This is a genomic window from Komagataeibacter sp. FNDCF1 (assembly GCF_021295335.1).
Lineage (GTDB): Bacteria > Pseudomonadota > Alphaproteobacteria > Acetobacterales > Acetobacteraceae > Komagataeibacter.
Map to the genome: position 1 here is coordinate 3,171,702 of NZ_JAIWOT010000001.1, position 19,784 is coordinate 3,191,485.

A 19,784-nucleotide genomic window follows, 5' to 3' on the forward strand; every position below is an offset into this window, starting at 1 on the left:
AGACGATCCTGTATTGAAGATATAGAAACCGGATTCATTCACCTAGCGCACGTAGCACCATACCGGAAGTACGAACATGCGTGTTCGCCCATATGCCATGGCATGACAGGCGGGCAAGACCAGCAGGAGAGAGCAATATGACATGGAAATGGGTGGCGGAACAGGACTGGCCGCTCCTGACAACCGGGCTTGCGGGGCGTCTGCGCCGTGACTGCATGCCCCGGTGGCTGGAATTCGTCTGCCACCCCTTTGTGCGGGGGGTGGCCGATGGCTCCCTGCCGGCCGATGCGTTCAGGAACTTCCTGATCCAGGATTATCTCTACCTGATCCAGTACGCCCGTGCCTGTGCGCTGGCTGTTCACAAGGCCGACGGGGTGGCGGGCATGCGGCAGGCGGTACGATTGCTGTCGGGCCTGCTGGACACCGAACTGTCCATGCATGTCGGCTATTGCCGGGAATGGGGGATTGCGGAAGATACGCTGGAGCAGGCCGAGGAGTCTCTGGAATTACTTGCCTACAGCCGCTTTATACTTGACCGCGCCCAGACGGGCGACCTGCTGGACCTGCTTGTCACCATGGCGCCATGCCTGATCGGCTATGCGGAGGTCGGTGCCAGGCTGCATGCCAGTCCCGACACGCGCAGGCAGGGCAATCCTTACTGGTCATGGATCAACCTGTATGGAGGGGACGCATATACCGTGCTGGTGGAAGACGGGATCCGCCGCCTGGATCAGGTTGGCGCGGCCTATGGCGCTGAGGCGCGTTATCCCACCTTGCTGCGGGAGTTCACGACAGCAGTGCGGCTGGAGACCGCATTCTGGGCCACGGCACGTTCGGGCTGAAAGGGCACGATCTGTGCGCAGGGACGCGCATCGGTCCGGGATTCCCCGTGGAAGACAAGTTTCCGGCTGATATGAAAGTTCGCCATCATGCCCGCGGCGGCCCCGGCCGCCAGGGCCAGGACAGGATTGGCCTTGAAGATGGGGGAGAGGTGGAACAGCATGAACACGCAGCCACGGTTCAGGAAGAACCCCAGCGAGTTGCCTGCAAGGAAACGGAACCACTGGATCACGAAATGATGCTGGTTCCCGGCCTTGCGGAAAGTCCACAGACGGTTGATGAACCAGTTGATCGATGCCGCGATGAAATACGCGGCGATGGTTGCGGTTGTCAGCCCGACCAGCGGGCGCAGGCTATAAACCGCCGTTGTATCCCAGCCCAGTCCTAGCAGCCCGACAATACCGAATTTCAGGAATTGCGTGATTTTCTCGGAAGGGAGTTTGAGCAAGGGATAATCCTTTTGCCTGCCGTGGCAGGCCTGCAGGCCATATGGTCAGGATACGGCCTGTCCACGGAAGCCGGACAGGCGTCTGGTATCGTATTAAGGCAAATACTGATCCAGTAAAAGAGAAAAGGGGGCACCAAGGCACCCCCTTTTCATCATGACCGTCCGGGCAGCATCAGTGCAGGATGATCTCGACGCGACGGTTCTGGGGCTCACGCGTGTCGGGGCCGGTGGGGACCAGCGGGTGGGCTTCACCATAGCCATGGATGTCGATGGCGTTGGCGGGCACGCCGTCACGGATCAGTTCAGCCTTCACGCTGTCAGCACGACGCATGGACAGGCCAAGGTTGTACTGCTGGCCACGCGGGCCGGGGTGGGCTGCCGTGTTGTCGGTGTAGCCGTTGACCTCGATGCGCGTGGTCTGGACGTGGGTGGAAGCCTGTGCGGCCTCTGCCACGATCTCACGCGAGCGGCCGGTCAGGGCTGCGCCGTCCCAGTCGAAGAACACCAGGTAGGTGCGGGCCGCGGTCGGTGCGGGCGGCACGACGGCGGGGGCCGGCGGCGGCGGCGGCGGCGCGTTGTTGAACGCGTAGCGGACGCCTACGATGAATTCGTGGTTGAAGCGGTGGTCGAAGCGTTCAGCACTCGTGTAGCCACCACCGGAAGCGCGGATGTTGCCCATGCCGAAGTCTTCAACCTGACCAACCATGCGGTATTCGGTGGTCATCTGCAGGCCAGACACGCCCGGGATGTCGTAGGCCGCACCGACGATACCCTGATAGGCAAAGCTGCCGTTCGTACCCTTCATCTGGGCGCCGGAGGACATGCCCGTGACATTTGCGTTTTCCCACAGGTAACCGGCACCGGCACCGACAAACGGCGTGACAGGCACATCAATGCCGAACAGACGCTTCAGGTCGATATCATACAGTACGTTGACGAAGCCGCCATACGAACGGTCATGACCCTTGGTCTTCTCGGTGTCGACACTGGTGATCGCGGTCCAGCTGTAGGCCCCTTCGACTTCGGCGCGCAGGCCGTTACCGAAACCCCAGCCGACGTTGGCAAAGCCGGTCCAGCCATGGCCGTGACGGACATGCTGGCCATAGTCATTGTTGCCGTTGGCACCGTTTTTGTCTTCAGCATCATGCATATGCTGGGTCTGGGTCAGATCGTAGCCACCGCCGATGCCGACATACGGGCCAGTGATGGTGGTTGCCTTGGCGGCGAACGGTGTCGCTGCAAGCAGGCTGGTTGCCAGCAGGGCAGAGCGGAGACGCATATGTTCGTCCTTCCTCATGTTATTACTTCTTTGTAAACCACATCGCACATGGGATGCGAAGATTAATCAATCTACAACCCTAAACACCGCGTGCCGCCGGGGGTTGCGTCGTTCTGCCGGACCGGGACGGCAAAAAGGTAACACCCTGGCCAATGCGCGCAAGTCAGTCGGTTTTTGCGTTACAGAACAAGTATCTAGATGGGGAAGTTTTTGCGGCAGACAAGCGCCTGGCCCCTGTAGAAAAGAATCTGGTGCAGAAATATCACAGTAGGACGGGAAGTATTTCAAAAGTTAAAAGATTTTTTCATGCATAAAAAAAGGGGGCACCGAAGTGCCCCCTTTCTTTCAGTGACCGACTGGCCAGGATCAGTGCAGGATGATCTCGACGCGACGGTTCTGGGGCTCACGCGTGTCGGGGCCGGTGGGGACCAGCGGGTGAGCTTCACCATAGCCATGGATGTCGATGGCGTTGGCGGGCACGCCGTCACGGATCAGTTCAGCCTTCACGCTGTCAGCACGACGCATGGACAGGCCAAGGTTGTACTGCTGGCCACGCGGGCCGGGGTGGGCTGCCGTGTTGTCGGTGTAGCCGTTGACCTCGATGCGCGTGGTCTGGACGTGGGTGGAAGCCTGTGCGGCCTCTGCCACGATCTCACGCGAGCGGCCGGTCAGGGCTGCGCCGTCCCAGTCGAAGAACACCAGGTAGGTGCGGGCCGCGGTCGGTGCGGGCGGCACGACGGCGGGGGCCGGCGGCGGCGGCGGCGGCGCGTTGTTGAACGCGTAGCGGACGCCTACGATGAACTGGTGGTTGAAGCGGTGGTCATAGCGCATTGCAGCACGACCCGAGTTCTGGCCGTTATAGGATGCACCAGCGGAGATGTTGCCCATGCCGAAGTCTTCAACCTGACCAACCATGCGGTATTCGGTGGTCATCTGCAGGCCAGGCACGCCCGGGATGTCGTAGGCCGCACCGACGATACCCTGATAGGCGAAGCTGCCATTCGTACCCTGGCGGTTGGTCGAGAAGCCCGGAGCGCCTGCGAAGGTGTTGGCCGTGCTGACGTTCTGCCACAGGTAACCGGCACCGACACCGACGAACGGCGTGACGGGCACGTCAATGTTGAACAGACGCTTCAGGTCGATGTCATACAGCACGTTGACAAAGCCGCCATAAGAACGGTCATGACCCTTGGTGCGACCGCCGTCACCGGTGCTGGTGATCGCGGACCAGTTGTAGGCACCTTCGATTTCGGCGCGCAGGCCGTTACCGAAACCCCAGCCAACGTTGGCAAAGCCGGTCCAGCCATGACCGTGGCGGGTATGCTGGCCATAGTCATCGTTGCCGTTCTGGCCGTTCTTGATCTCGGCACTGTGCTCGTGCTGGGTCTGGGTCAGGTCGTAACCACCGCCGATGCCAACATAGGGGCCGGTGATGGTGGTTGCTTTGGCGGCAAACGGTGTTGCCGCTGCCAGCAGGCTGGTAGCCAGTAACGCTGCGCGAAGACGCATATTTAAGTCCTCAAACTCTGTTGTTGCAGGGCAAAGCCCCATCTTGTGGGCCGGGCAATGGATTTGCCCCGAAGACAGGGCAGCCTGAGATTACCCGCAAGCTATGATGCGGGGATTAGCCTGTCTGGACTGAATTGAGAATGGGTAAAATGGAGCAGGCAGGGCATGTGTGGCAAAAAAAACACATATCTTTCAGCAAGCTTTTGAAAGGCTCATGGAAAGTTGTGGGTTTATAAAGGATTTTTGCCAGTCACCAGTCAGCCCCTTCTATTTTGCATAGGACGTTGCCGGAAATGGGGGGGCTGGTTTTGTGCCTCTCCGATCCTAAACGATTCGATATGAAAAAGGGAGAATGCATGCGCATTCTCCCTGATTCCCGAAAGGTTTCCGGTTTCTGGAACGGGCCGCCGGTCAGTGCAGGATGATCTCGACGCGGCGGTTCTGGGGCTCCCGCGTGTCGGGCCCGGTGGGGACCAGCGGACGGGCTTCACCATAACCCTGCACGGCAATGGCGCTGGCGGGCACGCCGTCACGGATCAGTTCGGCCTTCACGCTGTCCGCGCGGCGCATGGACAGGCCAAGATTGTACTGCTGGCCACGCGGGCCGGGCTGGGCGGCCGAATTGTCGGTATAGCCGTTCACCTCGATGCGGGTGGTCTGGACGTGGCCGGATGCCTGTGCCGCCTGCGCCACGATTTCCCGCGCGCGACCGGTCAGGGCCGCGCCATCCCAGTCAAAGAACACCAGGTAGGTACGGGCCGCCACCGGTGCGGGCGGCACGACGGCAGGGGCCGGCGGCGGCGGCGGCGGGGCGGTGTTGAACGCATAGCGGACGCCAACGATAAACTGGTGATTGAAGCGCTGGTCATAGCGCAGGTGGCTGTTATCCGTGCCGTAGGTGCCGTTGTTGTACGACTGGGTGATGTTGCCCATGCTGAAGGACTCGACCTGCCCGACCATGCGGTATTCGGTGGTCATCTGCAGTCCGGCAACCCCGGGTATGTCATAGGCCGCACCGACAATGCCCTGGTAGGCGAAGCTGCCATTTGTGCCGTGCTGGCGCAGGTTGAGGCTGCTGTTGGATGCCATTACCGTGTTGCTGTTCACATTTTCCCACAGGTAACCGGCACCCACACCGACGAATGGCGTGACAGGCACGTCGATGTTGAACAGGCGCTTGAGGTCGATGTCATACAGTACGTTGACAAAGCCGCCATAGGAACGGTCGCTGCCCTGGGTCCGGCCCGAAGTGGCGCCGCCCCTCGGGCCGCCCTGGCTGAAGCTCATCCCCGACAGGCCGGACCAGCTGTAGGCCCCTTCCACTTCGGCGCGCAGGCCGTTGCCAAAGCCCCAGCCAACCGCCGCGAAGCCGGTCCACCCATCACCATGGCGCATCCGTTCGCGGTAATGTTCGTGGGGGGTGTATGTATTCGCGATGTCGGCCCTCTGGGCGGCACTCGTGCCGTGACTGACATAGTCATTCATCAGGGCTTCATTGTCGAAATCATGAACATGCTGGGTCTGGGTCAGGTTATAACCGCCCCCGATATCGGCATAGGGACCGGTGATTGTTGTTGCCATGGCGGTGACAACCGGTGTCGTGGTCAGTGCAGTCGCCAGCAATGCCGCGCGAAGACGCATATTCCCGTCCTTGATACTTGATCAGACGCCTTCTTTCCTGTGGAGATGGGGGCATTCCACACTGGCCTGATGCTTGTTGACACAATTGGCCCGGGGGCCGTGATCTCGGTGCCGGCGGGAAGGTGGGAACATGACGTGCATCCAGCCCAGCCAACCCATGGCGGGACCGTTGTGCGGGGCAAGGATTGAAATACGGTAAATGCCCCTTTCCCGTCGGGGAAAGGGGCTGGCGCTGTGGTAAAAAGATCACATGGGTGGGGGACGGATCAGGGCGTGCAGCCATCCGCGCGCAGTACGTCCAGCACCGCCTCGTCGGGCACGTCGCGGCAGGTGAAGGCGCGGCCGATACCCCGCACCAGCACGAAGGACAGGCGGCCATCGCGCATTTTCTTGTCGCGCTGCATGTTGCGTACAAGCTGGCTGGCCGGGAAGGTCCGCCCCGTGTCCCCCACCCGCGCGGGCATGGACAGCTGCTCCAGATGGCGGGTCACGCGCTCCAGATCCTCCGCCGGGCAGTAGCCCAGCCTGACCGACAGCATGAAGGCCAGCCGCAGCCCGATGGACACGGCCTCCCCATGCAGCAGGCTGCCGTCATAGCCCATTTCGGCTTCCAGTGCGTGGCCGAAGGTGTGGCCGAGGTTGAGCAGCGCCCGGCCATCGACCTTGCGCTCCTCGCGCTCGTCTGCCGTGACCACGCGGGCCTTGAACGCACAGGCCATGCGGATGGCTTCGGCCTGCATGGCCGGATCACCCGCGAGCACCGCCGCCCCATGGCGTTCGCACCAGTCGAACAGGCCCGCATCCCCCAGCAGCCCGGACTTGACGATCTCGGCATAGCCCGCGCGCAGTTCACGCACCGGCAGGGTGGCAAGGGTGGATGTATCGGCCAGCACGGCGATGGGCTGGTGGAACGCGCCCACCAGGTTCTTGCCGAACGGGGTGTTGATGCCCGTCTTGCCACCCACGGACGAATCCACCTGCGACAGCAGGGTGGTCGGCACCTGCACGAAGGGCAGGCCGCGCAGGGTGGTTGCGGCACAGAATCCGGCCAGGTCCCCCACCACGCCACCGCCCAGCGCCACGACCGTGGTGCCGCGTTCCACATGGGCTTCCAGCAGGGCGTTGGTCACGTGTTCATACATGGCCATGTTCTTTGATCCCTCGCCGGGGGGAATGGTGATGACCTCGGCGTGGATGGCGGTCTCCTCCAGCCCTTCGATCAGGCGGGGCAGGTGCAGGGGGGAGACGGTCCGGTCCGTCAGGATCACCACGCGCTTCTGTGGCAGCACGGGCGCCAGAAGCGCGCCCGCGCGGCGGATCACGTCGGGGCCGATCATCACCTCGTAGCTGGCGCGGTCCAGCCGCACGGGCACGCGCAGGGGCTGCAGGTTCTGCTTCAGGGCCTGCATGACATGGTCGGCGCTGTGTTCCACGTTGTCATCTCCACAATCCACGATGATGTCCGCCTCCGCATAGACCGGGTGGCGTATGTGCATGAGATCCGCCAGCACCGCGTGCGGGGAGGCCGCGTTGAGCAGCGGGCGGTGCGTGCGTTCCGCAACCCGCTGCACCAGCAGCGGCAGCGGGCAGCGCAGCCAGATGGACACGGCATGCTCGCGCACGCTGGCGCGCGTGCGGGGGTCCATGAATGCGCCCCCCCCCGTTGCCAGCACCACCGGCGGCCCGGACAGCAGGCGGCGGATGACCAGCCGCTCGCCCCGGCGGAATTCCGGTTCACCGTATCTTTGGAACAGGTCGGCAATCGAGCAGCCTGCCGCACGTTCGATTTCCTCGTCCGAATCGATGAAGGGCATGCCCAGCGCCGCCGCAAGGATGCGGCCGATGGTGGTCTTGCCCGCCCCCATCAGGCCCACCAGCACGATGGTCCGCCCGCAGCCGGCCTGCCGGGGGGCGGATGAGCCAACGGCGGTCAGGTCAAGCGGAATGCTGAGCGATGGGGACTCCGGGCTGGGCCGGTCGGGGGGAATCTGGCGTGACATGCGGCACAACCTAACATACAGCAGGACAGGACCGGTAGACTCCGCCCCCGGGGCCAGTGTCGCGCATGGGGCGCATCTGGCCGTGACGGGCGTGATGCCGGAATGTGCTGGATATGGGAAGCGGTTGGATGGTCCGTATAGTTATTGCCGTGGTTGGCGTTCTGGCCCTGTGCGCCGTGGGGGGCTTCTTCTCGCTTGGCGCCTTTCCGCCCGCGCTGGTGCAGCAGACCGTGCACAAGGATATTACCTTCGCCCCGCCTGCGCCGCCCGCTGCGGCGGCCCTTCCGGCGCCGCTGGGCACGCCCGCGCCGCTGCCGGTGACACCGCTCGCGCCGATGCACTGAGGGGCGGCGCCGTGTCGATGGACGGCGTTGACGCCTTTCTGGAAATGCAGGCTGCCGAACGGGGTGCCGCCCTCAATACGCTTCATGCCTATGGCCGTGACCTGGCGGATCTCGCGGCGGTCCTGCATGCCGGTGGCCTGACGGCGCGTACGGCGGGGGAAAATGACCTGCGGACCTATCTGTCCGGCCTTGCGCGGCAGGGGCTTGCGGCACGCACGCAGGCGCGCAGGCTGTCATGCCTGAAGCAGTATTTCCTGTTCCTGGCGCGGGAGGGACTGCGGCCGGACAATCCTGCCGCGCTGCTGGAAGCCCCGCGTCTGGACACGCCGCTGCCGCGTTTCCTGTCGGAGGGGGAGGTGACGGACCTGCTGGCCGCCTGCATTCCGGAACCCGATGCCACACCGGCGCGCAGGCGCAGGCTCCTGCTTGCCCGTGCGGCGCTGGAGATCCTGTATGCATCGGGCCTGCGCATATCCGAACTGCTGGCCCTGCCACGCCGTGCGCTGGATGCGGCGCCGGGCATGATGCTGGTGCGTGGCAAGGGCGGACGCGAGCGCATGGTGCCCATGTCGGCCCGTGCGCGGGCCGCCGCCCGCGCGCTGATGGATGTCGATGCCGGGCGGAAAAGCCCGTTCCTGTTCCCCGGTCGCGGGGCGGCCCGGCCCATGACCCGGCAGGGATTTGACCGAATCCTGCATGACGCGGCCCTGCGCGCGGGGCTGGACCCGGCACGGCTGTCGCCGCATGTGCTGCGCCATTCCTTCGCCACGCACCTGCTGGCCCACGGGGCGGACCTGCGCGCGCTGCAGGTGCTGCTGGGTCATGCCGATATCGCGACGACACAGATCTATACCCATGTCATGCTGGACCGGCTGCGCGATGCGGTGGCGGCCCATCATCCCCTGTCCCATGCGGGGGAGCAGGCCGCCGGGTAGACAAAAATGCATGGCGGGACAATTTCGCCGTGCGAAAATGTTTGGCTGGCGTGCAGGCTGTGCTATCGGCAGCGCATGCGCCAGTTTCTAGATTTCGAAAAGTCGGTCGCCGAGCTTGAGAACAAGATCGACGAGCTTCGCAGGATGTCCGGTCCGGACGGGATCAACATTGCGGAAGAGATCACCCGGTTGAGCGAGAAAGCCGACCGGCAGTTGCGTACGGCCTACGCCAAGTTGACCCCATGGCAGAAGGTGCAGGTCGCCCGCCACGCCCAGCGGCCCCATACGGTGGATTACATCGGTGCGCTGATTACCGAATTCTCGCCGCTGGCCGGTGATCGCCTGTTTGGCGAGGACAAGGCCATCATTGGCGGCATCGGCCGTTTCAATGGCCAGCCGGTGGTGGTGATCGGGACCGAACGCGGTGCCGAGATCGAGACACGGCTCAAGCACAATTTCGGCATGGCCCGGCCCGAAGGCTACCGCAAGGCCCAGCGCCTGATGAAGCTGGCGGGACGATTCGGCCTGCCAGTCCTGACCTTCATCGATACATCGGGTGCGTGGCCCGGCATCGATGCGGAAGCGCGCGGCCAGGCGGAAGCCATTGCCCGCTCCACCGAGACCTGCCTGAACGTGCCCGTACCGGTCATCGCCACCGTCATCGGCGAAGGCGGGTCCGGCGGTGCCGTGGCACTTGGCGCGGGTGACAGGGTGATGATGCTGGAGCACGCCATCTACTCCGTCATCTCGCCCGAGGCCTGTTCCTCCATCCTGTGGCGTGACCCCAAGCAGGCGAGCACCGCGGCGGATGCGCTGAAGCTGACCGCGCAGGACCTGCTCCAGCTGCACCTGATCGACCGCATCATTCCCGAACCGCTGGGCGGTGCGCAGCGTGACCCGGCTGCGGCCATCCGGGCCGTGGGTGACGCCATTGCCGCCGAATTGCCCGGCCTGCAGACCAAGGATCCGGCACTGCTCAAGGCGCAGCGGCGCGACAAGTTCCTTGCCATGGGGCGTGAAGCGGTTTCCTGATCTCTCAGCTCCCCCGCCCGTGCCGCCGTATGCGGCTACGGGCGGGGATTGATCGTCAGGCTTTCCCGGGTTCGCCTTCCTGCGGTTCAAAACCCATCCCGGCAATCAGGTCGCGCACGGCACCAGCCGCGTCCCGCACCGCCTGCGTGTCGGTCCCCTTGCACAGCAGGCACACGCCACGCTGGTTTTCATCCAGCCGGTAGGGATAGGAGCCGATGTCGATGGCGGGATAGCGATGCTGTATCGCTTCCAGTCCCGCGGCCAGTGCGCCTTCATACAGCCCGCTGGCATGCCATGCCATTGATGTGACCGGCGTGCCGTGTGGCAGGGTGGGCAGCACTTCCTCGAACATCGCACGCATGATGCGCGGCACGCCCGCCATGACATGCACGTTGCCCATGGTGAAGCCAGGCGCGACCGAGACCGCGTTGCGGATGGGTGTCGCCCCCTGCGGCATGGTGGCCATGCGCTGGCGGGCGGCGTTGAACGTGCCGGGGGCAAAATGCGCTTCAAGCAGGCTGAAGGTTTCAGGCTGGTGGACCCAGGGCACGCCAAACGATTCCGCAACGCAGGCTGACGTGATATCGTCATGCGTCGGCCCGATGCCGCCGGTGGTGAACACGTTGTCATAGGCCGCGCGGGCCTCGGTTACGGTACGGACGATGACGGCGCGGATATCGGGGATGATCCGGACTTCGCTCAGGGTGATGCCGGTTTCCGACAGGCGGCGCGCGATATACTGCACGTTCACGTCCTGTGTGCGGCCGGACAGGATCTCGTTGCCAATGACAAGCAGGCAGGCTGTGGGATTCATTGTACTCATTCCACTCGGTTGCGGGCGGGGGCATTTCACGGTCACCCTATAATGACAGACAGCCCATCAAAAGGAGAAGCCATGAACACGCCAGCCATGCCCCAGCCACACTGTGTATGGGATATCAGGGCGCAGCTGGGTGAAGGCCCGGTCTGGTCCATGCGCGAGCAGGCGCTTTATTTCGTGGATATAGTGGGGCAGGCCATCCATCGTTTCCACCCCGCGGATGGCAGGCATGACTCATGGGCGGCCCCCCTGCGCCCCGGATTCGTGGTGCCGGTCAGCGACGGCACGCTTGTATGCGGGCTGAAGGGCGGGCTGTACCGCCTTGATCCCGGAACGGGGCAGTTCACCTGTCTGGCCGCGATCGAACGGGAACTGCCCGGCAACCGCATCAATGACGGCTGTGTCGATTCGAAAGGCCGCCTGTGGTTCGGCACCATGGATGACAGCGAGACCGCGCCCAGCGGTGCGCTGTATTCCGTCACCCGCCATGCGGGCGGGCTGGATGTCCAGCGCCATGACGAGGGATATGTCGTGACCAATGGCCCCGCCGTCTCGCCCGATGGCACGAAGCTGTACCACAACCATTCCCCCGCCGGGATCATTTACGTGTTCGACCTTGCCCCTGATGGCGGCCTGTCCAACCGGCGCATCTTCGCCCGTGTGACGGATGGCTACCCCGATGGCGTGGTGGTGGACAGCGCGGGCACCTTGTGGGTGGGTGCATGGAACGGGGGACGGATCATGCGTTTCACGCCCGATGGTGTGGAACTGCCGCCGGTGGCGGTGCCTGCCGTCAATGTGACCAAGGTGGCCTTTGGCGGTCCCGACCTGCGTACGCTCTACATCACGACAGCGCGGAAGAATACGCCGCCGGACGTGCTGGACCGCTTCCCGCAGGCGGGCAGCCTGTTCAGCATGCGCGTGGACGTGCCGGGGCAGCCGCCGGTCGCCTTGCCGGTGGACGAAGTGACGGCATTGCGCGGCATCACGCAGGGTTAGGAACTAGAGCAGGTCCTGCAGAAGCGGAATGAGCGGACGGTCGGCATCTGGCATGGCGTAGTCGCGCAGGTTTGCGGCGGGTACCCATTCCAGCTTCTGGCCTTCGCGCGCGGTGGGCGTATTCCGCCACCGATGGCAGACATAGACGGGCATGAGCAGATGGAAATGCCCGTAATCATGGGAAATGAAGGTGAACGGCGCCAGGCAGGAGCGGGCGACATCCAGGCCCAGCTCCTCATCCAGTTCCCGGACCAGCGCTTCTTCCGGTGTCTCGCCCGTTTCTACCTTGCCACCGGGGAACTCCCACAGTCCGGCCATGGACTTGCCTTCCGGCCGGCGCGCCAGCAGCACGCGGGCATCCGAATCCACCAGCGCCACGGCGGCGACCAGAACGATCCGGCGCGGGTTGCCCGGCCCGGCACTGGCGTCGGGCATGGCTTCGCCAGACAGGTCGGCATGGCGTGCCACGAACAGGCGCACGGGGTATTCCCCCCCGCGTGAGACGAATTCCTGCGTGCCGGTGCCGTCCTCGCGAAAGCCGATCCGCTTCAGCACCGCGATGGAGGCATGGTTGTCGTGCGCCGCCGAAGCCGTAAGCCGGTCCACCGGCAGGTTGGCCAGCGCCCAGCGCGCCAGCCGCCCCGCCGTGGTGCTGGCAACCTTGCGGTTCCAGTGCGCGCGGCCCACCCAGTAGCCCAGCGAGCAGGAGCGGTCGGCGGCGTTGATGCGCAGCCCGATGCAGCCGATCAGTGCATCGGGCTGGTCGGATTGCGGGCAGGTGATGGCGAAGTGATAGGCTTCGCCACGCTGGGACTGTTCTATGGTGGCCGCGATCCATTCCTCGGTCAGGGCCAGCGAATACGGGAAGGGAACGCGGCTGAGCATCCGCACCACGCTCCAGTCATTGATCAGCCTGTGCATTGTGCCCGCATCTGATGTGCGGACTTCACGCAGGCGGTATTCGCCAGCCTCCAGTAGGGTACCCGGATCATGTCCTCCATGAACGCTCATGCGCCGGAGGCACCCCGGGCGACGGGTGCGGGCGCATCCTGTTCCGCCGGCAGTCCGCATTCGGCCAGCAGGGAACGCAGGCTGTTGATAACGGGGAAGATTTCCTGGTTGCGGTCCCCCCCCTGCTCGTACCAGGCATTCTGTTCCAGTTCCACGATCTCGCGGTCCTCACGGAAGATCCGTTCGGTAAACGCGGTCAGGAACGGCCAGGCCAGATCCAGTATGCCCGGAATGCCCGGCCGCTTGATGGACAGCAGCCCGAATACCCGGTTGGTCAGTTCCGCTTCGTCCTGTGGCACGTATGCAATCCACAGATCCATGACCGGCGCGTTGTCACCCGTCTGGATATGAAGGGTCTGGTAGGGATAGGTGGTGCGGATGGTCATCACGTCGCGATGGGCGAATTTCTCGCTGTTATCGCGCTTCTGGCCAAAGATCAGCGCCTCGCCGATCGGCTGCTTGCCGCCGGTGCGCGCAAAGCTGTAGCGCGCCTCCACCAGGCCGGGACCACGTTCCTGGCCCAGGAAGCGCGGCTTCATCTGGCCCATCTGCTTCATGTGCATGAACTGGTGGTTCATATCCATCAGGTTCTCGTGCATGAAGCTGTAATGGCAATGCACAAGCTGGCCGAAGCGGCGGGTCTTGTAGGCCGGGCTGGCCACTTCCGCCAGGCGGGGGAAGGGGGTTGCGTCAGCCTTTGTCGCATCGCCGGGGAAGATGAAGATCAGGCCATCGACCTCCCGCACGGGATAGGTGCGCACGCCATTGGGCAGCTTGCCCTTGCCCAGATAGGGCACGTCGATGCAGCGGCCCGAGCGGCCATAGGCCCAGCCATGATAGCAGCACTGCACCGATTCGCCCTTGACCGTGCCCTTGCTGAGCGGGACCTGCCGGTGGGCGCAGCGGTCTTCAAGCGCGAAAAGGCTGCCCCCTTCCAGCGGGCGGACGAGGGCAATGGGCTGCCCGGCATACCGGGTCCCGATCGTCTTGCCGGGCTTCACTTCCCGTGACCAGGCGACAGGATACCAGAAATCGGGGTTGGCGCGGATTCGGCGCAGGTCCCGCCCGGTTATCGGGGCGGAAGACTGCATGCTGTCGGGCGATAGCGACTGATCCATTGTCTCTCTTGACTGTTTACAGGGCACGGCAGCCTGATGTGCCATGGGCAGGACACAGGTTGTACAGGTAAGTTGCGAAACATTCCCAACAATATCTTGCCGCCATGGCGATATTAAGGATGTTTTTTACGGGCAGGGCAAATGGTTCAACGTGATCATGCTTTGTCACATATGTTCCGGTTCCTCCCGCCCGTACCGGCCACGCCCGTTCCGCCCATGGGCCGGCCATCCTACCCTATGGCAGTACCGGTCCGGTGCAATCCTTGTGATGGATCATCCTTGGGCAGAAAGTTCGGCGCTCAGGTCCTCGATGAACTGGAACGCCACCCGTCCTGACCGGCCGCCGCGCCCCAGTGACCACGCATTGGCCTGCCGTACCAGCTCCGCATCCGTGATCGGCAGGCCGCGCTCCTTCGCATAGGCACGGACCATGGCCAGGAACGTGTCCTGCGCGCAGTTATGAAAGCCGATCCACAGGCCGAAACGGTCGGACAGCGAGACCTTCTCCTCCGTTGCCTCGGCGGTGTTGATGGCGGTGGAGCTTTCGTTCTCGATCATCTCGCGCGGCATGAGATGGCGGCGGTTGGACGTGGCGTAGAACAGCACGTTGGCCGGTCGCCCTGCTATGCCGCCATCCAGCACGGATTTCAGCGCCTTGTAGTCCGCGTCCTCGCGCTCGAAGGACAGGTCGTCACAGAACACGATGAACCGGCGCGGGCTTTCGCGTAGCAGGGCCAGCAGGTCGGGCAGGCTGGCCAGGTCCTCGCGCTGGATCTCGACCAGGACGAGTCGCCCCGTGCCGGGGGCGGGGGACCTGCCATCCACCAGATTGGCCTGCGCATGCGCCGCCTTGACCAGTGATGACTTGCCCATGCCGCGCGCGCCCCACAGCATGGCGTTGTTGGCGGGCAGTCCGGCGGCGAAATGCAGCGTGTTGTCCAGCAGCAGCCTGCGCTGGCGGTCGATGCCCTGCAGCAGCCCCATGTCGACATGGGCCACATGGGCAACGGGGCTCAGGCGGCCAAGGTTGGGGTGCCAGATGAAGGCGTCCGCAGCCTCCAGCCCCGCCAGTGACGGGGCCGGGGGGGACAGCCGCTCAAGGGCGGCGGCAATGCGTTCGAGAACGGGAAGGGTCGTGCTGTCCATCGTCGGTCCTGCTTCAGCGTGGAATTTCGGTGGTGTCTGCCACCGGGGGCTCCGGAGCGCGTTGGCCAGCAGTGGCAGGCGAACGCCTTGACGGGAAACAGGCGAAAACTATGGTCCGCATGGCAAACCCGCAACCCGTTCAATCCCTCCATTTGCCGGAAAGATAGCAATGCCCTCGATTTTCAATGATTTACTGACAACCCCCGCCCATGCGCAGGCGGCAGGCGGCGGCCTGCTCAGCGGGGATGGCATCATGGCCGTGCTGCCTTATGTCGCCATGTTCGCCATTTTCTATTTCCTGCTCATCCGCCCCCAGCAGGTCAAGCAGAAGCAGCTGCGCAGTCAGCTGTCCTCCCTGCGCCGGGGTGACCGGGTGCTGACGGCAGGGGGCATCATCGGCGTGGTGCAGAAGGTACAGGCGGAGTCCAACGAGGTCGAGGTCGAGATCGCGCAGGGCGTGCGCGTGGCCGTGCTGCGCGATACCATCAGTTCGGTCATTACCAGCGCGGCCACCCCCGCCAATGACACAAAGCCCGAGACGGCCAAGAAGAACGCCTGACCCCGCTTTATTGTTCCATCGTTCCGCGCGCGCGGGCGAACTTCCCCCCTGCTGTGCCGTTCTTGGTGCAAAGCAGGAGTGATGGTGAATGCACACGCAGCCCGGCGCCGCCCCGACTGACCAGAGCATCCGGCACAGGCCAGCCATACGGGGGCGCGCCGGACTGATCGGGGTACTGGCCGCGCTGTCCGGTGTTCTGTTCGGTCTGGATACCGGGGTCATGTCCGGCGCACTGGACCTGATCGCGCAGGAGTTCATCCTGTCCGACTTCCAGCGCGAATCCATGGTGGCCATCATGCTGCTGGGGGCGGCGGTGGGCGTACTGTGCGCGGCGTGGATGTCGCATGCATGGGGGCGCAAGCGCACGCTGGTGCTGACCGCGGGGCTGTTCGTGATCGGCCCGCTGCTGTGCGCGGAGGCCACATCCTTCCGCATCCTGCTGTTCGCCCGCCTGCTGCTGGGGCTGGCCACGGGGGCGACCACCTTCACCACCCCCCTCTACATTGCCGAAATTGCCGATTCAGGCAGGCGTGGCGCAATGATCCTGGGCTACCAGCTCATGATCTCGTTCGGGCTGCTGGCGGCCTTCGTGTCCGACGGGCTGTTCTCCTATTTCGGGGTATGGCGGTGGATGCTGGGCATTGTCGGCTTTCCGGGGCTTGTGTTCATGATGGGGGTGCTGTTCCTGCCGCCCAGCCCGCGCTGGCTGCTGGCGCAGGGGCGTGAGCGTGATGCACGGCGCGTGCTGATCGAACTGCGCGGCCTGCCGCGCATGGTCATGGCCGAGCGCAATGCCATCATGGCCCGGCTTTCGGCGCGGCGTGACGGTGTTGGCAGCTTCATGCGCGACCCCAACTGCCGCCGCGCCATGTGGCTGGCGGTGGGGCTGCAGGTGGCGCAGCAGTTTTCGGGCATCAACGCGGTGCTGTACTATGCCCCGCGCCTGATCGGACTGGCCGGATACGGGCATTACGCACAGGTATGGGGGCCGGTAGGGGTCGGGGTGATCAACCTGCTTTCCACCTGCATCGCCACCACCTGTGTCGACCGCGTGGGGCGCAGGCCCATGCTGATTGGCGGATTCGCGCTCATGGCGGTGGCCATGGCGGGGCAGGCGATCATGGTAGCGGGCGGCATACCGGACATGCCGGTCATGCGGCTGCTCATGGGCGGGTTCATGCTTCTGTTCGTTGGCGCGTTCGCGTTCTCCGCCGGGCCGCTGGCGTGGCTGCTCTGTGCCGAGATCCTGCCGCTGCGCGGGCGGGAATTCGGCATGGCGTGCTCCACCTTCGCCAACTGGGTCGCCAACATGCTGGTCAGCGCCACGTTCCTGACCGGGCTTGAACTGCTGGGGGTGGATACGGTGCTGTGGATCTATGCGGGACTGAATGCCCTGTTCCTGGTCATGGTGGTGCTGCGCGTGCCCGAGACACGGGGCATGACGCTGGAACAGATCGAGGCGGAACTGATGCGCGGCACCCGCCTGCGTGCGCTGGGCAGCCGGATGCGGTCGTGACTGGCGGGTGCCACGTGGCGGCATGAAGGACACGCGGATACAAAAAACCCGGCACATGGCCGGGTTTTTCGTGGTCTGGCCAGTCTGGGGCCGGATCAGGCGGACTGGAGCTGTGCCTCGGCGAATTCGTAGTTGGCCAGCTTGTCCAGGTAGTTGACGATGTAGTCGGGGCGACGGTTGCGGAAATCCAGGTAGTAGGAGTGTTCCCACACATCGAGGCCCAGCAGCACCTTGCCCTGGCCTTCGGCCAGCGGGTTGGAGCCGTTGGCGGTCTTGGTCACCTTCAGCTTGCCGTCCGAACCCAGCACCAGCCATGCCCAGCCGGAGCCGAACTGCGATGCGGCGGCAGCCTTGAAGTCGGCCTTGAACTTCTCGATGCTGCCGAAATCCTCGATCAGCTTCCTGTTCAGCGAATCGGGGATCGCACCGCCCGACGGCGCCAGGTTCTGCCAGAACAGGATGTGGTTCCAGTGCTGTCCCGCATTGTTGAACACGGGCGCCAGGTCGGGCTTGCCCTTGACCATGAGGATGATTTCCTCAAGCGACTTGCCCTGCAGTTCAGGCTTGGATTCGACAAACCCGTTCAGGGCCGTCACATAGGCCTGGTGGTGCTTGTCGTGATGCAGCTCCAGCGTTTCCTGGCACATGCCACGATTGGCAAGGGCATTGTAGGCGAAGGGAAGGGACGGCAATTCGAAAGCCATGAACATTCTCCTGGGAATTGCAAGGGGCAGCCAGCGGCCGCCATACCAAGATTGCTATGGGGGCGGAGCGGACGCGTCAAGTGACGGACACATGAGCACCGCCATCCCATGCCATCCGGACCCAACGCCATGACGGGCGGGATGGATGCATGCCCATCGGGCGCTTCGCCCCTGTCGCTCATGCACACCGCCCGCCAGGTGGACCCGGACCGCTTTTTCTGCGCGCTGTTCCTGCCGCCGCCCGCGCGCAGTGTCGCGATGGTGCTTATGGCCTTCAATCATGAATGCACGCGCGCCCTGTCCATGCCCGCGTCGTGGTCGGTGGCAGGCCCCATGGCGGGGCTGATCCGGCTGCAATGGTGGCGCGATGTGCTGGAAAGTGGCAACGCGCAGCGTGTGGAACTGGCCGCAAGCGTACTCGACCTGCTGGCACGTGGCGTGGTGCGGCGGGGGACGCTGCTGGCGATGATCGAGGCACGGGAATGTGAACTCGAAGGCCTGCCGGAGTGCGCGGCATGGCAGGCCGCCATGCTCGATGGCGCGGGCGGCATGCAGGTGGCCATGGCGCAGGCGGCGGGCATCGCGGGTGCGGACGTGCTGGGCCGGGTGCGGCTGCTGGGCGGGGTTTATGGTGTGGGTGCGCTGGTGCGCTACCTGCCCGCCGTGCTGGCCGCGGGCCGCTGTCCGCTCTCTGATGATGCCCTGGCCGAGGCCGGGCTTACGCGTGACGGACTGCGTACGGGGCAGGCCACGCCCGCCCAAATCGAAACCCTGCGCACCATGCTGCGCCAGCAGGGCCGCGACTGGCTGGCGCAGGCGCGCATGGGTGGCCGCCTGCCGCGCCCGGCACTGGCCGCCAGCCTGCCCGCCGTGCTGGGGCTGCGCGACATGCGATCCGCCGCCATGACAGCGACAGCGCGCGATGCCCTGCCGCGCGGCATGGGCGACCGGCTGGCGGTCATGGCGGCGCTGCTGCGCGGGCGGATCTAGGGGGTGTTGGCCACCAGGCTTTCCATGACCGCGAACAGGGCGGAATAATCCTCGTCCGGGTGGCGGCGGCGGGTGAGCGACAGGCTCTGGGTCGCAGCCGCCATGGCGGGCAGGGGGGCAGTCTGGCGCGCGGCACTGGTCAGCAGCAGGCGCATGTCCTTCTGCATCAGGCGGGCGGGGAACTGCGGGCTGAAATCCCCCGCCTTCGCCGCCTTGAGCTTGCGCTTGTGATGGGGCGAGATGACCGGTACCTCATCCAGCGCATCGAACAGCATGCCGCGTTCCAGCCCGGCGGCCAGACCGTAGGCAACACCTTCGGCCACCACCGCCAGCGTCGATCCCATGATGCCGTTGATCACCAGCTTGAGCTTCGTGCCGCAGCCCGCGGGTCCTGCGTGGATGGTCAGGCGGCCAATGGTGTCGAACACCTTCTGCACGCGCCCTATCGCATCGGCCGTGCCGCCCGCCAGCACGATCAGGTTGCCTGCCTCCGCCTCCGGCGTGCTGCCCGCCACGGGGGCGTCGATCACATGCAGGCCGCGCGCCGTGCCTTCCGCATCCAGGGCTTCGGCGGTCTCGGGGGCGATGGTGCTGGTGTTGATCAGCACGCCGCCCGTCTTCAGTCCGGCCAGCACGCCCTCGGGGCCATGCAGGGCCCTGGCCAGCGCCTCGTCATCGGGTACGGAGACCAGCACGATATCGGCTTCCGCCGCCAGTGCGCGGGCGGATGGCAGGAAGCGCGTGCTGCCATCCCCCCCCTTGCCCGAGGGTGTGTAGGCCGCGATCCGGTAGCCCGCCTTGACCAGATTGGCCCCCATGCGGGACGCCATGGCCCCGAAGCCGACAAAGCCGATCAGGGGAGTGGTGGACATGCGTGTTCTCCTGTCAGGTTG

General features: G+C 64.7%; 19 protein-coding genes. 8 read left to right on the forward strand and 11 right to left on the reverse strand.

All coding sequences use genetic code 11. The annotated features are described in order from the left end of the window. The first annotated feature begins 137 nt into the window (after positions 1 to 137). Entirely contained in the window at positions 138 to 842 is a 705-nt protein-coding gene (gene tenA, locus LDL32_RS14915) for a thiaminase II (RefSeq protein ID WP_233068180.1), read from the forward strand. Here tenA and LDL32_RS14920 read toward each other — a convergent pair. From LDL32_RS14920 to aroB, 5 genes are all read right to left on the reverse strand, one after another. Next, on the reverse strand, positions 764 to 1,288 hold the full coding sequence (locus LDL32_RS14920) for a GtrA family protein (protein ID WP_233068181.1): 525 nt from the start codon (positions 1,286 to 1,288) through the stop codon (positions 764 to 766). The two genes, tenA and LDL32_RS14920, sit on opposite strands and share 79 nt — an antisense overlap. Before the next feature lie 172 nt (positions 1,289 to 1,460). After that, complete coding sequence (locus LDL32_RS14925; protein ID WP_233068182.1) at positions 1,461 to 2,567, reverse strand: OmpA family protein; 1,107 nt, start codon at positions 2,565 to 2,567, stop codon at positions 1,461 to 1,463. Between the two features lie 366 nt (positions 2,568 to 2,933). After that, positions 2,934 to 4,076, reverse strand: a complete 1,143-nt coding sequence (locus LDL32_RS14930) for an OmpA family protein (protein ID WP_233068183.1) — start codon at positions 4,074 to 4,076, stop codon at positions 2,934 to 2,936. Positions 4,077 to 4,487: 411 nt separating this feature from the next. Further along, the gene (locus tag LDL32_RS14935) at positions 4,488 to 5,717 is read right to left on the reverse strand and encodes an OmpA family protein (RefSeq protein WP_233068184.1); all 1,230 of its coding nucleotides are present in this window, start codon (positions 5,715 to 5,717) and stop codon (positions 4,488 to 4,490) included. A 266-nt stretch (positions 5,718 to 5,983) separates the two neighbouring features. Beyond that, entirely contained in the window at positions 5,984 to 7,717 is a 1,734-nt protein-coding gene (gene aroB, locus LDL32_RS14940; RefSeq protein ID WP_233068185.1) for a 3-dehydroquinate synthase, read from the reverse strand. A 128-nt stretch (positions 7,718 to 7,845) separates the two neighbouring features. On the opposite strand from aroB, the gene LDL32_RS14945 reads away from it, so the two are divergent. The 3 genes from LDL32_RS14945 to LDL32_RS14955 all read left to right on the forward strand — a co-directional run bounded on the left by LDL32_RS14945 (position 7,846) and on the right by LDL32_RS14955 (position 10,028). Further along, positions 7,846 to 8,061 carry a hypothetical protein gene (locus LDL32_RS14945; RefSeq protein ID WP_233068187.1) on the forward strand — a complete coding sequence of 72 codons (216 nt, stop codon included), beginning with the start codon at positions 7,846 to 7,848 and terminating at the stop codon, positions 8,059 to 8,061. An 11-nt stretch (positions 8,062 to 8,072) separates the two neighbouring features. After that, positions 8,073 to 8,996, forward strand: a complete 924-nt coding sequence (locus LDL32_RS14950) for a tyrosine recombinase (protein ID WP_233068189.1) — start codon at positions 8,073 to 8,075, stop codon at positions 8,994 to 8,996. Positions 8,997 to 9,071: 75 nt separating this feature from the next. Next, a complete protein-coding gene (locus tag LDL32_RS14955; RefSeq protein WP_233068191.1) occupies positions 9,072 to 10,028 on the forward strand; it encodes an acetyl-CoA carboxylase carboxyltransferase subunit alpha in 957 nt (318 codons plus the stop codon). Positions 10,029 to 10,083: 55 nt separating this feature from the next. On the opposite strand, the gene LDL32_RS14960 is transcribed toward LDL32_RS14955, so the two are convergent. Continuing rightward, positions 10,084 to 10,842, reverse strand: a complete 759-nt coding sequence (locus tag LDL32_RS14960; protein WP_233068194.1) for a molybdopterin-binding protein — start codon at positions 10,840 to 10,842, stop codon at positions 10,084 to 10,086. A gap of 81 nt (positions 10,843 to 10,923) precedes the next feature. Here LDL32_RS14960 and LDL32_RS14965 point away from each other — a divergent pair, with 81 nt between their 5' ends. Continuing rightward, a complete protein-coding gene (locus LDL32_RS14965; RefSeq protein WP_233068196.1) occupies positions 10,924 to 11,847 on the forward strand; it encodes an SMP-30/gluconolactonase/LRE family protein in 924 nt (307 codons plus the stop codon). Between the two features lie 3 nt (positions 11,848 to 11,850). On the opposite strand, the gene mutT is transcribed toward LDL32_RS14965, so the two are convergent. From mutT to LDL32_RS14985, 3 genes are all read right to left on the reverse strand, one after another. Next, positions 11,851 to 12,858 carry an 8-oxo-dGTP diphosphatase MutT gene (mutT, locus tag LDL32_RS17935; protein WP_305069323.1) on the reverse strand — a complete coding sequence of 336 codons (1,008 nt, stop codon included), beginning with the start codon at positions 12,856 to 12,858 and terminating at the stop codon, positions 11,851 to 11,853. Then, entirely contained in the window at positions 12,855 to 13,976 is a 1,122-nt protein-coding gene (locus LDL32_RS14980; protein WP_233068198.1) for an aromatic ring-hydroxylating dioxygenase subunit alpha, read from the reverse strand. The genes mutT and LDL32_RS14980 overlap by 4 nt, the downstream gene beginning before the upstream one ends. Positions 13,977 to 14,249: 273 nt before the next feature. Then, positions 14,250 to 15,122 carry an ATP-binding protein gene (locus LDL32_RS14985; RefSeq protein ID WP_233068200.1) on the reverse strand — a complete coding sequence of 291 codons (873 nt, stop codon included), beginning with the start codon at positions 15,120 to 15,122 and terminating at the stop codon, positions 14,250 to 14,252. A gap of 169 nt (positions 15,123 to 15,291) precedes the next feature. Between LDL32_RS14985 and yajC the strand changes: the two genes are divergently transcribed. Continuing rightward, on the forward strand, positions 15,292 to 15,681 hold the full coding sequence (yajC, locus tag LDL32_RS14990) for a preprotein translocase subunit YajC (protein ID WP_233068201.1): 390 nt from the start codon (positions 15,292 to 15,294) through the stop codon (positions 15,679 to 15,681). An 88-nt stretch (positions 15,682 to 15,769) separates the two neighbouring features. Further along, positions 15,770 to 17,197, forward strand: coding sequence for a sugar porter family MFS transporter (locus LDL32_RS14995; protein ID WP_233068203.1), 1,428 nt, complete (start codon positions 15,770 to 15,772; stop codon positions 17,195 to 17,197). Between the two features lie 95 nt (positions 17,198 to 17,292). On the opposite strand, the gene LDL32_RS15000 is transcribed toward LDL32_RS14995, so the two are convergent. Next, positions 17,293 to 17,901 carry a superoxide dismutase gene (locus tag LDL32_RS15000; protein WP_034929349.1) on the reverse strand — a complete coding sequence of 203 codons (609 nt, stop codon included), beginning with the start codon at positions 17,899 to 17,901 and terminating at the stop codon, positions 17,293 to 17,295. Positions 17,902 to 18,030: 129 nt separating this feature from the next. On the opposite strand from LDL32_RS15000, the gene LDL32_RS15005 reads away from it, so the two are divergent. Continuing rightward, positions 18,031 to 18,891, forward strand: a complete 861-nt coding sequence (locus tag LDL32_RS15005; protein ID WP_233068959.1) for a squalene/phytoene synthase family protein — start codon at positions 18,031 to 18,033, stop codon at positions 18,889 to 18,891. Here the strand turns inward: LDL32_RS15005 and LDL32_RS15010 are convergent. Then, on the reverse strand, positions 18,888 to 19,763 hold the full coding sequence (locus LDL32_RS15010; RefSeq protein WP_233068205.1) for an NAD(P)-dependent oxidoreductase: 876 nt from the start codon (positions 19,761 to 19,763) through the stop codon (positions 18,888 to 18,890). The two genes, LDL32_RS15005 and LDL32_RS15010, sit on opposite strands and share 4 nt — an antisense overlap. Positions 19,764 to 19,784 lie beyond the last annotated feature (21 nt).

Coding starts and splice junctions, on each gene's coding strand:
- tenA (WP_233068180.1), top strand. CDS start 138: ATGACATGGAAATGGGTGGCGGAACAGGACTGGCCGCTCCTGACAACC.
- LDL32_RS14925 (WP_233068182.1), bottom strand. CDS start 2,567: ATGCGTCTCCGCTCTGCCCTGCTGGCAACCAGCCTGCTTGCAGCGACA.
- LDL32_RS14930 (WP_233068183.1), bottom strand. CDS start 4,076: ATGCGTCTTCGCGCAGCGTTACTGGCTACCAGCCTGCTGGCAGCGGCA.
- LDL32_RS14935 (WP_233068184.1), bottom strand. CDS start 5,717: ATGCGTCTTCGCGCGGCATTGCTGGCGACTGCACTGACCACGACACCG.
- aroB (WP_233068185.1), bottom strand. CDS start 7,717: ATGTCACGCCAGATTCCCCCCGACCGGCCCAGCCCGGAGTCCCCATCG.
- LDL32_RS14945 (WP_233068187.1), top strand. CDS start 7,846: ATGGTCCGTATAGTTATTGCCGTGGTTGGCGTTCTGGCCCTGTGCGCC.
- LDL32_RS14955 (WP_233068191.1), top strand. CDS start 9,072: ATGCGCCAGTTTCTAGATTTCGAAAAGTCGGTCGCCGAGCTTGAGAAC.
- LDL32_RS14960 (WP_233068194.1), bottom strand. CDS start 10,842: ATGAATCCCACAGCCTGCCTGCTTGTCATTGGCAACGAGATCCTGTCC.
- LDL32_RS14965 (WP_233068196.1), top strand. CDS start 10,924: ATGAACACGCCAGCCATGCCCCAGCCACACTGTGTATGGGATATCAGG.
- mutT (WP_305069323.1), bottom strand. CDS start 12,858: ATGAGCGTTCATGGAGGACATGATCCGGGTACCCTACTGGAGGCTGGC.
- LDL32_RS14980 (WP_233068198.1), bottom strand. CDS start 13,976: ATGGATCAGTCGCTATCGCCCGACAGCATGCAGTCTTCCGCCCCGATA.
- LDL32_RS14985 (WP_233068200.1), bottom strand. CDS start 15,122: ATGGACAGCACGACCCTTCCCGTTCTCGAACGCATTGCCGCCGCCCTT.
- yajC (WP_233068201.1), top strand. CDS start 15,292: ATGCCCTCGATTTTCAATGATTTACTGACAACCCCCGCCCATGCGCAG.
- LDL32_RS14995 (WP_233068203.1), top strand. CDS start 15,770: ATGCACACGCAGCCCGGCGCCGCCCCGACTGACCAGAGCATCCGGCAC.
- LDL32_RS15000 (WP_034929349.1), bottom strand. CDS start 17,901: ATGGCTTTCGAATTGCCGTCCCTTCCCTTCGCCTACAATGCCCTTGCC.
- LDL32_RS15005 (WP_233068959.1), top strand. CDS start 18,031: ATGACGGGCGGGATGGATGCATGCCCATCGGGCGCTTCGCCCCTGTCG.
- LDL32_RS15010 (WP_233068205.1), bottom strand. CDS start 19,763: ATGTCCACCACTCCCCTGATCGGCTTTGTCGGCTTCGGGGCCATGGCG.